General features: G+C 46.7%; 9 protein-coding genes and 5 pseudogenes. 7 read left to right on the top strand and 7 right to left on the bottom strand.

Annotated features, from left to right (window positions below; genetic code table 11):
• Positions 1 to 8 precede the first annotated feature (8 nt).
• Complete coding sequence (locus HQRW_RS10065) at positions 9 to 884, top strand: prenyltransferase (protein ID WP_014556501.1); 876 nt, start codon at positions 9 to 11, stop codon at positions 882 to 884.
• Positions 877 to 1725, top strand: a complete 849-nt coding sequence (gene cruF / locus HQRW_RS10060) for a bisanhydrobacterioruberin hydratase (protein WP_014556500.1) — start codon at positions 877 to 879, stop codon at positions 1723 to 1725. Before HQRW_RS10065 ends, cruF begins: the two co-directional genes overlap by 8 nt.
• A 311-nt stretch (positions 1726 to 2036) precedes the next feature.
• On the opposite strand, the gene HQRW_RS10055 is transcribed toward cruF, so the two are convergent.
• The 7 genes and pseudogenes from HQRW_RS10055 to HQRW_RS16975 all read right to left on the bottom strand — a co-directional run.
• A complete protein-coding gene (locus HQRW_RS10055; RefSeq protein WP_011572079.1) occupies positions 2037 to 3077 on the bottom strand; it encodes a phytoene/squalene synthase family protein in 1041 nt (346 codons plus the stop codon).
• Positions 3078 to 3326: 249 nt separating this feature from the next.
• On the bottom strand, positions 3327 to 3470 hold the full coding sequence (locus HQRW_RS16145) for an HVO_2523 family zinc finger protein (protein ID WP_014556499.1): 144 nt from the start codon (positions 3468 to 3470) through the stop codon (positions 3327 to 3329).
• A gap of 724 nt (positions 3471 to 4194) precedes the next feature.
• A pseudogene (locus tag HQRW_RS16985) lies at positions 4195 to 4851 on the bottom strand (TSCPD domain-containing protein); the annotation flags it as partial.
• A 77-nt stretch (positions 4852 to 4928) separates the two neighbouring features.
• Positions 4929 to 5502, bottom strand: a pseudogene (locus HQRW_RS16980) (adenosylcobalamin-dependent ribonucleoside-diphosphate reductase); the annotation flags it as partial.
• A gap of 24 nt (positions 5503 to 5526) precedes the next feature.
• Positions 5527 to 6519, bottom strand: a pseudogene (locus tag HQRW_RS16795) (LAGLIDADG family homing endonuclease); the annotation flags it as partial.
• Positions 6520 to 6594: 75 nt separating this feature from the next.
• A pseudogene (locus HQRW_RS16790) lies at positions 6595 to 9279 on the bottom strand (adenosylcobalamin-dependent ribonucleoside-diphosphate reductase); the annotation flags it as partial.
• A 42-nt stretch (positions 9280 to 9321) separates the two neighbouring features.
• Positions 9322 to 9924, bottom strand: a pseudogene (locus HQRW_RS16975) (ribonucleotide reductase N-terminal alpha domain-containing protein); the annotation flags it as partial.
• Positions 9925 to 10350: 426 nt separating this feature from the next.
• On the opposite strand from HQRW_RS16975, the gene sucC reads away from it, so the two are divergent.
• The 5 genes from sucC to HQRW_RS10025 all read left to right on the top strand — a co-directional run bounded on the left by sucC (position 10351) and on the right by HQRW_RS10025 (position 16048).
• Positions 10351 to 11496, top strand: coding sequence for an ADP-forming succinate--CoA ligase subunit beta (gene sucC, locus HQRW_RS10045; RefSeq protein ID WP_014556497.1), 1146 nt, complete (start codon positions 10351 to 10353; stop codon positions 11494 to 11496).
• On the top strand, positions 11493 to 12362 hold the full coding sequence (gene sucD / locus HQRW_RS10040; protein ID WP_011572076.1) for a succinate--CoA ligase subunit alpha: 870 nt from the start codon (positions 11493 to 11495) through the stop codon (positions 12360 to 12362). Before sucC ends, sucD begins: the two co-directional genes overlap by 4 nt.
• 443 nt (positions 12363 to 12805) lie before the next feature.
• Entirely contained in the window at positions 12806 to 13933 is a 1128-nt protein-coding gene (locus HQRW_RS10035; RefSeq protein ID WP_014556496.1) for a DUF7350 domain-containing protein, read from the top strand.
• Between the two features lie 2 nt (positions 13934 to 13935).
• On the top strand, positions 13936 to 14187 hold the full coding sequence (locus HQRW_RS10030) for a hypothetical protein (RefSeq protein WP_014556495.1): 252 nt from the start codon (positions 13936 to 13938) through the stop codon (positions 14185 to 14187).
• Between the two features lie 109 nt (positions 14188 to 14296).
• Positions 14297 to 16048, top strand: a complete 1752-nt coding sequence (locus HQRW_RS10025; protein ID WP_014556494.1) for a hypothetical protein — start codon at positions 14297 to 14299, stop codon at positions 16046 to 16048.
• Positions 16049 to 16124 lie beyond the last annotated feature (76 nt).

Raw genomic sequence — 16124 nt, 5'->3', positions numbered from 1 at the left:
AATTAATCGTGCAGACAGATATTGACACAGACACACCCAATCGCGACGTACTTGGACGCGTCTGGTATTTACTAACTCTCTCGCGACCTCGATTCTGGCTATATCTCGCTGGACCAATCGTCGTTGCTGTCGCTTTTGGAGCAACATCTGTCTCAGAACTGTTTTTACCAGAAAATATTGTATTTTTTGCATACTTTCTGTTTCCTGCGAATGTCTTTCTCTATGGGGTCAATGATGTATTTGACGCCGATGTTGATGTTGTCAATCCAAAAAAAGAGGGACGAGAGACTCGTTGGCAAGGCGACCCGGTTGTAGCAGCGAGTGTTGTTATAACGACAGCTCTCGGTATCGTGATATTTGCTATTTCTCCACAAGCAGCATGGCCATATCTACTTGGATTTTTTATTCTTGGATTTCAATATTCAGCGCCACCGTTGCGATTTAAGACAACGCCGATATTTGATTCACTTTCGAATGGACTCTATATACTTCCGGGTGCAGCTGCATATGCAACTGTAACCGGGAGCCAACCTCCACTTGCGGCCGTCGCTGGTGGATGGTTTTGGACAATGGGTATGCATACCTTCTCAGCGATTCCAGATATCGAACCTGATCGCGCGGCTGGTATTCAGACAACAGCGACATTTCTCGGAGAACCTCGTGTTTACACATATTGTCTTTGTTGTTGGCTTGCGGCTGCGGTCTCTTTTGCATTCTTAGATAACCGCATTGCGCTGCTTTTACTTGCATATCCCGTGATTGTGTTTGCAATTTATTGGTCTGATATCGCTGTCGATCGGGCATATTGGTGGTATCCAGCGGTGAATACGATTGTTGGAATGCTTCTTACGATGGGTGCTCTCTGGAGGCTTCTCTATGGGTGAGCGGTCTCAACTCCTTGATCAGATACCACGCAGTCGGCTTGACTGGGAAGCCCGACTTGACCGACTTGTTCGGGAGAATCGATTCACGATTTCTGTGTTTTTCCCACTCAATGGTATTGTCCTCCTTCTTGCAAGCGCTGAAGGATGGCTCCCAGAACCGCTTGCATTCAATGGACTGTTGATTCTATTTGGAACGATTGTCATGCGGTCACCGCTCTTGACCGCAGCACTTCCATTGACAGACCGACGTGCAGCAGCGTCCGTCGTCACATTGACAGCCTATGCGTATGCAATCGAATACGCTGGCGTGCATACAGGATTCCCATATGGTGAATTCTTCTATGGTGTTGATCTTGGTCCCATCATTGCTGGTATTCCGCTGGGGCTTCCGGTATTTTTCGTTCCACTCGTTATGAATGCATATCTTCTTTGTATTCTACTTCTTGGGTCACGAGCTGAACATACACCCACCCGACTTCTGACCGTTATTATTACTGTATTACTGATGGATATTATTCTTGACCCAGGCGCTGTTGCACTCGGATTTTGGGTCTATCCAGACGGTGGTATCTTCTATGATGTCCCAGTGTCAAACTACGTTGGATGGGTTCTCTCTGCGACAATTGCCGTGGTTGCACTTGACTTTGGGTATGACCGTCATGCCCTGCTTCAACGCGTCAATGAATGTGCATTCATGCTTGATGACCTTGTCTCATTCATCATTCTCTGGGGTGGTATCAACGCGTGGTTTGGTAACTACATCCCGACTGTATTTGCGATTATCTTTGCGATTGGTCTTCTCCGAGCAGAGCGATTTGATACAGATCTTTTGAGCCCGTGATAAATACATAAATTATACATTAAAAACAATATATTATATTCAATGTCATGATAATGCGAATATACAATGACAATAGATCTACTCTCACTATTGATTTCCGCCCACAACTGAGGGTATAGCCACCGGATGGAACCGACCAGATGTTACGATCCTCTGTTTGTTCTATCATATCAGCATATCTGGTCATTTTCTGTTTCAGTGACACTAGAAAAGTCACATATCAACATCTGTCGACGGATATGTAATCATAGCTAATCTTCATGATTGATGATTATGATATGATAATTAAATCCACTATCTATATTTTATCATCACTCACCGCGTGTGAAATGTCGAACAAGATTCGAGAAACGTTGAGTGACAAATTCCGTCCCAATTGACCATCCACGATTAGGTTCACGATCATGACGTGCATCTGAGTCTGTCTCATCAACGTCGTCGTACTCATCAGGATACGGCACCACGCTCACCCGTCGAAACACAGTGACAGGATCAGGCGTCAGTGTCCAATACATCCGTGTCTTCAATAATAACCAAAGTTTGCGTGGCGTTGATAATGATGGTGTTCTTGAGAGTACATCATAATCAACACGCTCAATGGCACGATGATGGTCTGCGTATAAGACTGCAGCCAGTAATACAGCAAGCTGACAGTCTTCTGGGAGGTATTGAATTCCTTTCACCCCTTCGCGATAGAGCGCCTCTGTCCGCTGTTGTTCATGTTGTATTACTGCTCGGACATTCTCGTCGAATTCAAGATTTAGAATCTGTGCTGTCGAGACATCATATTGACGTAAGGTCTCTTGTGGTAGGTAGACTCGATCCCGCTCTTTGACGTCTTCACCAACATCTCGAAGAAAGTTCGACATTTGGAATGCCTCACCAAGTGCTGTAGCGTGTGGAAGTGCTGTCTCAGCGTTCTCAGTATCCATGATTGCCGTCATCATCCGCCCGACGGCGGCAGCAGAGCCATCCATGTAGGTCTCAAGATCGTCATAAGTCTCATATTGATCTGTATCGACGTCTGCCAACATCGCATCAATAAATACATTCACGTCCTCATTTGGGATCTCATAACTCTCACACAGTTCAGCAAACGCTGAGAGCACTGGATCATCCGTCGACTCTTTGCCAAGTGCCTGCCGTCGAAGCTCTGCTAAGCGTTCGCGTTGTTGTGGTGGAGGAGCAGCATCGGTGGCGTCGACCACCTCATCTGCAACGCGAAAGAACGCGTACAGAACGTATGTGGCATGTCGAACGCGCTCTGGGAGCACCCGTGTCGCGAGGTGAAATGTCTTTCCCGTGCGCTTTTGAATCGCCTTGCTCCGTTCGATTTGTTCGTGTCTGACCATTATTACGGGTCACGCAATTGCATATCTCGACAGGTCATCCGACCACTCATTCGTCGTTGTACCTAGGGACCCAAGCGACATAACAGTTAGTGCCGAGTCAAAATCAAATCATATATATCTATGAAAAACCGTATCGAAAGTTAATTTATTATCCAATAGGTCAATTGCTGTCATAACATAGTTCAATAATGCAATAATTACTGATTGGATACGTATCAGTGATAGAACACACAAGCACGGATAGCATTCTTACCAGAACGTATCGCTACAATCATACACGACACCATGCTCAGGACAGACGTACTTACAGTGTCGATGAATCATTGCTGTCTCACAGAACGGACATGGTCGTCCTCGTTGTGAGGGTATATTCTCCGCATTGCCAGATGACATACACTTATTTCGAGGGTGTACCGCAAGAAGATATCGACGCAGATGAGCTTATTTTGCTATCTAAAATTGAGGGCAGGATCTCTTCCTCAATAAGTGAGTAAAATGAACGAGTATGGAGGGGACACGCCCGATAATCATAACGATTATATTGTAGTCTGACATGTCTGTGTAGTCCAACGGTGAAATTATTCAAACCGCTAGAGCAGACGGCAACAACATCTGTTCTTTTCGTTTCGCCACAGTTTGGACAGGTAAGCTCGATCTCTCAAGCAAGACATTTGAGAAAGAAAGTTTAGAGTGGGCTTTGGATACCCCGCAGCGAATAAGCCTCTCCAACTCAGAATGCAATCAGAATTTGAAGAATAGTTACTGGAAGCCCCGTCCTCAACGGAAGCTATCTGTGATAGCTGAGTAGATCTGAGTAGTTCACCTCTGAGGATCGACTCGCTGGCAGAAGAGATCCAGACGACAAATCGAAACGCGAGTATAATGTTCTCTATGAATAGTCGTGGTTCACCGTAATCAAGGCTCTTGTACGCTTCTCAAATGTACGCCAGAGCTTCCTATTCAGCGAGCACGTGCGATGAGGATAGGCAGTTCAAATCCTCAAATCGATGAGTGAGTGAATTCGCCCTATGAGGGTATTATCTCATTCCAGTGACCGGTATCATGAGATTCCTGTGTGTTCATGCGGGAAGATCCATATCAAGGGATATGACTGAATTCAACACTCAGACCACCCACATGATTCACACGTCTTACACCCTTCGGAGTAATACAATGACATGCTTCCACACTCAGGACACTCGGGACTCTCACCGGCAGCCACGAGACTGTCCACATCGTCAGTATCATTATTTTCATCATTAGCGGATGGCAGTGACCCGTTATTACGATTTGTTGATACAGTATCGTCCGTCACTGCTGCACCACCATCTGTTTCATGTCCAGGTGCTTTTGCATCTGACCCTGACCCCGATTCGACACGTGGTTCAGACCCTGTATCGGTCCCGACCTCAGTGAGATTCTGTTGTTGTGGATATCCTTTCTCAATTTCACCATCAAGATATCGACGCATCGCAGTTCCAACCGCGTCTGGAATCGAGTTAATCTGCTCACCCTTATCCCAGGCAACTTTCGGACTTCGGATACCTTGCAGCTCACTTGCGATTTCACGTGGATCGACGCCTGATCGTAGTGCTGTTGAGACAGTCTTGGCGAGTGCCTCGGTGAATGATGCGGTGAACCCACCAGAGTTTCCGATGTTTGCAAAGAGCTCGAACGGACGTCCAGCATCGTCTTCGTTGATGTTCACATACAGCTTTCCATATCCAGTGTCGATTCGCTGTGTGACCCCATGAAGAACGTCTGGTCGTGGGCGCTTTTTACCTAATTCAACGTTTCCATCTGCAGCCGCGAGAACGCGATCAATCTCATCATCTACTGTGGCGCGAACGGTATCATTATCTAAGAAGCTATCAACACCCCCGAATACATCTTCAATTTGCTCAACGAGCGTCTCCGCAGCTTCACCTTCATCCGCAAATTCGGTGTTCTGCGCTCGGGTTGTTAATACCTGCTTCGAGCGTGTTCCATCGCGATAGACGGTGACTCCTTTGCCGCCATTCTGATAGATATAGCGATACACTTCGTCCATATCTTCTTTTGTTGCGGAGCTTGGGAAATTACACGTCTTTGAGATTGCAGAGTCGATACCTTCTTGACAGGCACACTGGACGCCAGCGTGGTCTTTACCAGAGAGATCAGATGTGACAACAAATAGCTCCCCGATAGCCTTTGGAACGGTATCAAGCCCATCAACGCCGTCAAAGTCGTTATTAGCCATCTGCTCTTGAGCTTCTTGTTTGACGGCTTCAACATCAATGTCATTTTGCTCTAGAACACGAAGGAAGTAATCATCAAACTCTACAAGCATCTCATCACCCTGTACGTCATCGGAGACGTTCTTGTAGTACGCAACATTGTATATCGGTTCACACCCACCAGTCGTGTTACCGATCATTGAGGTGGTGTTGTGGGTGACGAATCCGTCTGCAATATACGTGTTATTTGATGGAACGCTAATATCCTTGGTATATGCGGTATCTTCTGTGACTGATTCTACAGTTGCAGCGTAGAATCCAGTCAGTTCACGATCCGCAATAGTAACAGTCTCCGCAGTTTCTGCCTCGATATCTTTGATTAATTTCCGCGAGACAGTCCCATCAACTTGTGATTGATCTATCCGACTTTTGAGCGACTCACTGACTGAGTCATATCCATCAAGTGTCTGTACATGGTCAATGACAGATGACGGGTATGTATCGTTCTTATCTGCTCGTGTGCTTAGATTGAGTTCATCTGGTTCTATCAATGAGCCAATCTCATTCATGAATCGCTCATCTTCACGCCGAGTAGCCCCACAAAGGCGCTGTCGTGACTGATCATCATGATAATTGTTTGTCTCGATCAATTTTGTCGTGTCTCTGGTGAAAACATGACCAAGTGACAATAGTAGACTCTGAAGTTGGTCAGCAAGGGTTGTCGATGTTGTGAGAATTTCAATCTTCTCTGAGACTGTGCCGATAGCCTCGAATACTCCCCGGAGGAATCCATTAACAACCTGCTCGTCACCTTCGAGGATCTGTTCAGGGACAAACGCAGCTGATGCATCTCCGCTATGACCCGTATCGGTCTTCTTCCAACCATTGTCCTCAAAATACCGTGAGAGATGACAGTCACGGAATGACAGTACCTGACTCATTTCTTGACTCTCAACAGCGGGTGTAATCCTGAACAATTGCTCCCCAAGGTTACTGAGATAGCTGTTGAGCTCGGTCGCATCCGAGTCAACGACAAGATCCACACTCGCATGGGTCTCATCAGAAATGTATCCACTACCCATGAAGTAGCCAAGGAATTCAGCAAGCTCAGATGTCATCCTTCCCGGCAACTCAGGACCCTCGGTGGTGTCCTGTGCATCATCCGCCCGCTCATTCGCCTCAAGCGAGACACGAGAGCCAGCGTCAAACGTATTGCGTTGAAGAATGACACGATCGCCAGATTCGAACTTACCTGCTTCCTTCCATGTATACGTGCCATCACTAGAGAGTGTCCGGAAACGGTGATTAGGCGTTGCAGCAATATTGAATCCGCTCTCTGTCTGAATCTGCCGGACATTAGCAAATCCATTATCATAAACCGCAGTCGCCGTCTTTGTCCCTCCATCAGTGGTAACGCCGACGTCAATCTCATCCCACTGCTCAAATTCTGCTGTTGTGTTATCGAGATCTTTGATCGGTCGAAGACCCTCATCAGTGGAGACAAGTGAGTTTTCTTCGACACACCCTGTTGGTGCGATTGTTGTTGTGTTATGATTACGGATTAAGAATCCATCTTCCCATTCGCTTGCGTCAAGCCCGGTGTGATGTTCGAACCATTCACGATATTCCGTCGGATCAGCGTATTTTGATTCTGTCCAATCATTAAATGTCCCACGATCCTTTGCAAGTTCATGAGATGCCCACTTTGACTCATGATTGATGTGGGTCATCAACTGCTCGGCGATGGCATTAGCCTCTTCAGAACCATATCGAACGCCAATCTGGATATACAGTTGAGCAAGTCCCATAATCCCGAGACCAATCTTCCGCATATCACGAACGGTTGCCTCAATCTCATCAACCGGGAAGTCTGACATCGTCACCACGTTCTCAAGGAATCGAGTACCTGATTCAATTCGACGATTAAACGCATTCATATCGATAGCCTCGTAAATAAACGCCTCAGCGGCGTCATCGAGATTATTGTATGCGTCGCCATTATTGTCATACCAGACTCGCCAGTCAGGGGCGTCTTTATCGGCTAATGTTGAGAGGTTAATGTGCCCAAGATTACATGCCTCGTACTCTTCAAGTGGCTGTTCACCACATGGATTTGTTGCCAATATTTCATGCTCGGAATGTTTCTCCACGTCGAACGAGTGCTCTTTGTTGACACGCTCAAGATAAATTACGCCTGGTTCACCATTCTCATGCGCCCCGCTGACGATATGATCCCACAACTCCTCTGCAGGGACTGAGAGTTCTTCTCCAACCTCGACATGCTCGCCAAGATCATGGAGTTCATATAATTCCTTTGTCTCTGGTGTGGCAATATGTGGCTCTTCAGTGCGCGGGTTCGTGAACGTGAACTCTTCATCCGCAAATAGTGCCTCCATGAACTCATCGGTAACACCGACTGAAATGTTGAAATTCGAGAGATGACCTTCAACGGCATTCCGGAGATGTTCAGGGACACGCCCTTCTTCATCAATCAGTTCACGGGCTTCTTCAAGCGCGTCGGCAAATGAAGTGTGAGTGAAATCATCAGGGTCGTTCAGTCGTAATGAATGTGCGAGTGACACATCCTTATTTTTTGCATGGATGAACTGGATGACATCAGGGTGTGAGATTCGCATAACTCCCATCTGTGCGCCACGTCTGGCACCACCCTGTGCAATCGTCTCGCACATCTGATCGTATGTGCGCATGAATGTAATCGGTCCGGAAGCAATGCCACCTGTCGATCCAACTGAATCACCGTATGGGCGAAGCTTCCAGAAAGCATAGCCCATTCCACCACCGCTGTTATGCGAGACGATTCCATCTGTGACATATTCGTGATTGTCTGCAACGGTAATGTCATAGACGGTTGCGGGCGGAGATTCAACGACGGACTCGACTTCGATTTTATGTGTATTATCGAGAGCACGAGAGCCACTCGATTCAATATTTGAGAGACCAATCTCACGTCGTTCATCAATGAATCCGACATCATGGAGAAACGCACTTAATCCGTCATCAGTCGCTGGCATCACGCTGTAATATGGCTCACCGTCCGCATTTCGAATAACGGACTTTTCAACTGGGTAGCCAAGACCCATCATCAAGACTGCAATGTCGTCAATACTATTCTCTGAGGAAGTACAGAGCCTCGGTCGCATGTCCTTACGAAGCCCCCCTTCAGCGGTAAAGCACCCCCGAAGGAATGCTTCAATCACATTTGTAGGTGCCTCTTTGATCATCTGCGGAACATAACTCGATTGTGTTCCATCTGGCTTCCCCCCGAAGTTTGCCTTCCACCATTCTTTGAGCTTGTGATCGGTGATATCAACCGTATACGTCCCGTCGGCATCTGATATTGCTGCCGGCGTATCGAACAGTTGCTGTGAGAGCTGATCGATATATTCAGCAATATTCTCACGCTCAACGTTGAATTGAACCCCACTTTGATGCCACAATCCAGTATCAATCCATAGCCCAAGGAGTTCGGCGAGTTCCTCACTCAATTGATCTGGACGTCGAGTGTGTTCGGGTCTGGATACAACTTCGTCTGAAATCAATTGCGCTTGAGTGCGGGATTGTTTGACAGCAACAGCCGAGTTATGTCGATTACCTGTATCAGCGTTTTCACTCTCGCACAGCTCTATTGGTTCCGAGCTATCAGGCGATATCGAATCCGCTGTCTGATTGACGGTGGTATGAGACTGAGGATGAAGTTTAGGTGGGCTTTGGCTTGTCTCTCGTAACCAACCAAGCGTATAGTGGACTTCTTGACCGGGTTGAATTTCATCAATCCGAGTCCACTCATCATCAACCATGAGACGATGATTGGGTGTCCCACGAATACTGCATCCGTTGGTGAGCGTGACTGTGAGTGTCTCCGCGTTCTCATACGCATGAGTTTCCTCTACCGGTTTATATTGGAATCCAGTGTCGGATCGCTGTGCGATTTGGTCCCCAGTTTCGACTTCTGAAACACTGACCATCCCTTTTTCTTTCAGCATCACAGTCGAGTCTGCGGTAAGACACTGGAAAACCTCAGCAGCTTCTTTTGCTGTCTGGTGGATATCCGAGATATCATCACTCGGTGAATCAACAAAACAGGCTGACAACTGTTGAAGTTCATCGCCAGCATTCATTAGCGTTGGCGAGTTTGGCATAAACGACAATCGACTCATCAGGTCCTCGAACTCATCAGCAACACTCTTTACATGATGTTGGACCTCATCGGGAAGTTCGGGGACAATTGTCTCATATGCGAATTTATTGACATTATATACGGATAGGGTCGTTGTTACAGTATCAGCTGCATCCGCACCAGCACCAAATACTTCCTCCGCGAGTTCATCCCGACGCGGATGGTCAGGCTTGAGTTGGTCTGGTGTAACTGTGATTTCAGCATCCTGCTTATCAGCCTCAAAGACAGCCTCTGCGAGAGCAACGTTTTGAGCAACGCGCTCAAAGATTTCTTCTTGACTCTCAGCAAGGTCACCGTTTGCATCCTTCCGGAGGTATCGTGCTGGAAGAATATTATGATACGCGTTATCTGTTAACCGCTGTTCAATCGTCTCACCAGTGGTGCGTTTGATTGGTAATTCTAGCTCGTCTGCATCAACGTCGTGTGTGTCCATCTACAATTCCTCCTGCTCAGCAACAGTGTGCCGGGCAGATACGATTCGATTGCATGACTCATTTCGGATCATTTGTGTCGATGATAGTTGCGGTGGGCCTGAGGGATAACAGTTCTGTCTCCGACCTGTGCGCTGAAATGAAGCTTCTTCCCCTTTATTCTCGAAGGTTTCAATGCAACCCAACAGGACCCGACTGCTCGCAACGAAGCATTCAATGTAATGTGAGAGTTGAATATGAATCTGTTGAGAGCGGAGTGAAAGTGGTATACAATTCTCATAACCTACATGCTATCGCCCATTTATCCAAACGAAGCAAGGGGGAACAGACGTATCGGTGCAGTCACGTCGGTGAGACGAATCCCCATTGACTCAGCATCCATCGGAGATGAACGGGATTTATACACACTCCCCTCAGTCACTGAGACGATGCGCTTACACGAATACCAGGCAAAAGAACTCTTTGCCGATGCCGGAATCCCGGTGCCTGACTCACAACGTGCAACATCATCTGATGAGGTTTTGACAGCAGTCGAAGACATTGGATACCCAGCAGCAATTAAAGCACAAGTGCATGTTGGTGGTCGCGGAAAAGCCGGCGGCATTAAAATTGCGAGTAACAAGCAGGAGGCGAAAGCGTACGCCGAAGAGATTCTTGGGATGGAGATTAAGGGCTATACAGTCAATAGCGTTCTTGTCGAAGCTGGTGTTGATTTTGAAAATGAATTATACATCGGCATTACGATGGATCGCAGCAGTGGCAAACCCGTTGCGATGGTCTCAACTGAAGGTGGGGTAGATATTGAGTCGGTTGCTGCGGAGACACCAGATGCAATCGCCCGCGAACATATTGATCCTGTATTTGGTCTTCATCCGTATCAGGCTCGACGTGCTGTCTATGATGCCGGTGTCCCCAGTGATGTTGCCTCAGATGTCGCTCACATCCTTTCAACATTGTATACACAATATGAATCCGCAGATGCGTCTGAGATCGAGATTAATCCAGTCATGATCACAACTGACCGAGACGTGGTTGCGGCTGATGCAGTAATGAATATTGATGAAGATGCGCTCTTCAGACAACCGGAACTTGCCAGCATGGAGGATACCGCCGCCGGTGATGATCTTGAAATAAAAGCAGACGAATATGGATTTGACTATGTCCGACTTGATGGGGATGTTGGAATCATCGGAAATGGGGCTGGACTTGTCATGACGACGCTTGACTTGGTTGACTATTATGGCGGATCTCCGGCAAACTTCCTTGATATTGGTGGTGGTGCAAAGGCTGAACGCGTTGCAAATGCGCTTGATATGGTGTTTACCGATGATAATGTGGATGCTATTGTGTTCAACATTTTTGGAGGAATCACACGGGGTGACGAAGTTGCAACAGGTATCAATGAAGCACTTGAAAAGTTCGATACAATTCCAAAAGATGTCGTCGTCCGACTCGCTGGAACAAACGCTGAAGAAGGTATGGAGATTCTGAATACTGACCGTGTTGAGGTTGAGGCGACACTCGAAGATGCGGTTGAACAAGCAGTGATCAATGCACAGGAGGTTCATCAATGAGCATCTTTGTTGACGATGAGACACGCGTTGTTGTACAGGGAATAACCGGTGGGGAAGGGAAATTCCACACCAGTGAAATGATTACATATGGGACAAACGTGGTTGCTGGTGCAGTCCCGGGTAGAGGTGGCGATGAAATCAATGGTGTCCCTGTCTATAATACGGTTGATGCAGCTGTCAGAACTGAAGATGCGAATGCGGCAGTTGTCTTTGTCCCTCCAAGATTCGCAAGCGATGCTATTTTTGAGGCACTTGACGCTGATCTTGAGCTTGTTGTTGCCATCACAGAGGGAATTCCAACCCAAGATATGACGAAGGTGCACCAACGACTCTCTGAAGTTGACACCCGACTTATTGGACCAAACTGTCCTGGAATTATTACGCCTGGTCAAACAAAGCTCGGTATTCTCCCTGGTAATATCTTTGAACCAGGAAGTGTCGGATTAGTCTCTCGATCAGGAACATTGACATATCAGGTTGTCTCGAACCTCACCGATCGAGATATTGGGCAGACAACAGCAATTGGCATTGGCGGTGACCCAATTGTTGGCACATCATTTATCGACACACTTGATGCATTTGAATCGGACCCCCACACGGAGGCTGTTGTAATGTGTGGTGAAATCGGTGGTGAAGATGAAGAACAAGCTGCTGCATTCATTACTGAACAGATGGATACACCAGTCGCAGGATTTATCGCTGGACGGACTGCCCCACCAGGAAAACGAATGGGTCATGCAGGAGCAATCGTCTCAGGTTCGGGGACCGGAACGGCTGAGTCAAAAATCAATGCACTCACCGACGCCGATGTTCCAGTTGGCAACACTCCTGATGAGGTTGCAGAATATATTGAGTCATTTTTGTAGGCTCTCGGCTACTTGTCAGTATTTTGTACTTTCCCAACACACATACATCTCAGTTATGACTCATTAGCTTGTACATGTCACACGATTCTGTTCTATATGCCATCTCGATACACATCGCCTGACAGCGCTCTGAGGCATGATCTGTGTCTGTGATCGAGACAATGTTCAACAGAAAATGATATTTCATTGAGAATGCAATCAAGAAGATAGTCATAGACACATATCATAACATCAGACAGATTGTGCACTTTATTATTCTCTCGCTCGGGAATTTGAGGAGGTTGTATTCACTCTGTTGAAATATAAGAAGGTGTATAGTCAAACTGCTGGAATATAGATTGAATACGTATATACTACCTCATTTTAGCTCAATTTCAGCTTAATTTTTGATTCAACTTTCGGAAAGATAATTCGGCTTCCCGTAGTAATTCAATTAGAGAACAATGCCATCATCATTATCAGCTACTCGGCGTGGACTACTCGCAAGTACTGCGTCGTTAGCGTTGGCAAGTTCTGCTGGATGTCTTCAGCAAATTGGTTTTGAGAGGAAGTCAGCATGGCGAGACCCACCATTAGTGTCAGACCGTCCGGATGGTGTATATATTCCCGCAATTACTGAAGGCATGAATATGTACGGTCGAACAACTGCTGGTCGCTATGGTGTTGCGTTGATGTATTCATATCCACATCGATTTTGGACACTTGCGGGTCAGAAAAAGCAAAAAACACCAGTTAAGCCAGATGATGACATTCATCTAATGGCTTCCCTTTGGGATACAAAGACCAAACAGCCACTCCCCATAGATTCTGGTGTCACGATTAGTATTCGACGTGATGGTGAGTTGATCACTCAGGAAGTTGCCTATCCTATGATTTCACAACAGATGGGACTCCATTATGGATCAAATTACAGTCTGGATGGAGAAGGTGAGTATAGTGCAGATGTCACTATTGGGGGGATGTCACTTCGTCGGACCGGTTCATTCACAAATGCGTTTGGATCGGTCAAAACAGCGACGTTCCCGTTCACGTTTCGGACTGATGAAATATATGATATATCGATTGGACAGCCGAAAAACGGGGGAACATCTGGCGCAATCGACCCGGTGTCAATGAATGGTGTCCCTACCGGACGGACCTCACTTATCGATACAATCCCGGATCATCATATAGGAACGCGCGTTGCTGATGATGCACACTTCGACGTGTTCATAATGACTGATACTGAGATCAACAGACAATCTAATAATAACCCTGATACTCCGTATCTGGCTGTCTCTGCTCGGACCCCATATAATAATATCATACTTCCAATGATGCAAATAGACACAACGATATCACAGCATGATGAGTCAATTGCGACAAAAACGCTTACACGAACGCTTGACCCAACTCTTGGGTATCACTACGGGACATCAATTCCTGCTTTTATTCACCAGTCGAATACCATGTCAAATGAATTTACGCTTGAAATCACAACAGCAATACCACCTCAGATAGCCAGACACGATGGATATGAAACTGCATTTATGAATATGAATCCCGTTTCACTCACGTTCCAAATGCGCTAATTATGTCGCCGGAGACACCAAACTCAGAATATCGCTGTGGTATCTGTGGACGACGCTTCTATACACCGGACCATCACATCCTCCATTGTGGCGTTCGACATCCAGAAGCAATGACGAAAGACGAACGAGATGCATATCGCGAGGCATATGCCGCTGAATCAGCCGCAATTCGTTCATTCCGTATTCGTGCATTAGGGGTGTTGGTCGTGTTATATTTTGGATTCCTATTTTTATACGTCATCTATGCGTCCTAGTAACGATCAAATCAGAATCAGGGCTAGTACACCCGATTTATGCGAATTAAAAGACGTTTCGGAAAATCAACTAATAGCTCCTATTACAGACACGTCTGATTATCGCTATGTGTTTCAGTGCCCCTCATCAAATAATATCGACTCTTCGCTACCGTGTATCAGCGACCCATCGACCGATCTGGGTCAGCTTGATTCTAGCTCAAATCAAAATCGTACTGATGAAACTCACAGCATAACATTGAGACAGTATATTGACATTTCTAGGGTAGGATACTCAACATTAGTATGCTTTCGAAGCTATCTCATTGTTGCGTTAATAAGTATAATCTCACTCATCGGTATGTTCAGCGGGGAGACAGCGGCGAGTAACGCCGCAGTCGGATTATCGGAGGCATCTGAAAATGCACTTTCAATCCCACGGTGGCTGTATGTTGCTACCGGTGGGGCTGCGATTGGTGCCTCTGCGCTTCTTGCTGGGTTTATTACGGACCGACGGTTGCTTAATCGAATCCATACGTGGGGAAGTACGCTTTCGTCATGGCATCCTCTCTATCACTGGGGACGTCACTTTGGAGCAGCTATCGGTATCCTTCTTGCGACGATTATTATTGTCCGTGGGCTGACTGGACCGCAGATTCCAACGGTAAATGTCGCTATTATCATTGTATTTGCTGGATTCCGTGCAGGAATTACTATCGTGACATATGCGTTTGGAAATGTCTGGACGGTACTTAATCCAGCACGCAGCATTACTAGAGCGGTTCCAACTATACCTCGTTCAATTCAAATTCCATACCCCTCACGCTTTGGTCGATGGCCGGCGCTTTGCGGGCTCTTTGGACTAATCTGGATTGAGACGACAACTGGTGTTACTGCCCGTCCAACGTTACTAGCGCTGGTCGTTTTCGGATATCTCCTCGTAAGTATCATCGGTGCTATGATCTTTCAGGAAGCGTGGTTTCGAAATATCGATCCAGTGTCGGTATTTTTTAGATTCTACTCCCGTGCGGCACCACTCAAATGGACCAACGGGCAACTTCGAGTGAGTATTCCTGCGATGACTCTCGTCGGTAACAGCCGTGTTGATCCAACAGTCACAAACGAAACCCAGCACGTATCATCAGAAACAATCGCCGACGGTGGGGCTAATCAGGTAGATACGGCTGAGACGACAACGCACTCACAATCACAATCGGAGTATACCGACAGCGCAGCGTCGTCATCGAGTGAGTGTCTTAGGGAGTCCCCACCACTCATTGAAGATCGCTCGGATGTTGCAGTTGCCATTATGCTCGTGTGGGAACTTACCTTCAGTGGGTTTGTAACAACGACACAAGGTGGTGCGATAATCCGGACCATTGTCGCGGGTGGTATCCCGCCGGTGATTACATATCTGAGTCTGTTCATTGGCGGATTCATCACATTTTACGCTGCATTTGTGCTTGCTGGTCGCATCGCATCGAACCGGTTACTCACAACGTGGTCAGCAGATGACCTCACTGTTGCATTCGCCCCATCACTCATTGCAATTGCTGTTGGATATCATCTCGCACACTATGTTGGGTTCTTTCTATCACTGTCACCATCGCTATTTGACGCAGTTGTCTCGCCGTTTACACCACCATCAAATCCGATTATACTGACGCTTCCAGCCTGGATTTCAGCTTTTAATATTGTTTTTGTTCTTGTCGGACATCTCATTGCAATTTGGGTCGCACACTCAACGGCGTATCAACTCTTTCCAAGTCGATTACAGGCAATTCGCAGCCAGTACCCTTTCATCTTCGTGATGATGGGATATACAATCGTCAGCCTTTGGCTTATTTCACTTCCAACAGCCACACCACCGTTTGTTGGATAGTTGGAAATTATATCTTAACGCGACATTATATCAATTGACTCAAACTCGGTATTATAGGACGATTTCCTCCTCTCCC

The sequence above is a fragment of the Haloquadratum walsbyi C23 genome (assembly GCF_000237865.1).
Lineage (GTDB): Archaea > Halobacteriota > Halobacteria > Halobacteriales > Haloferacaceae > Haloquadratum > Haloquadratum walsbyi.
The sequence above is the reverse complement of the archived record's forward strand: the minus strand, read 5'-3'. Positions and strand labels throughout refer to the sequence as shown.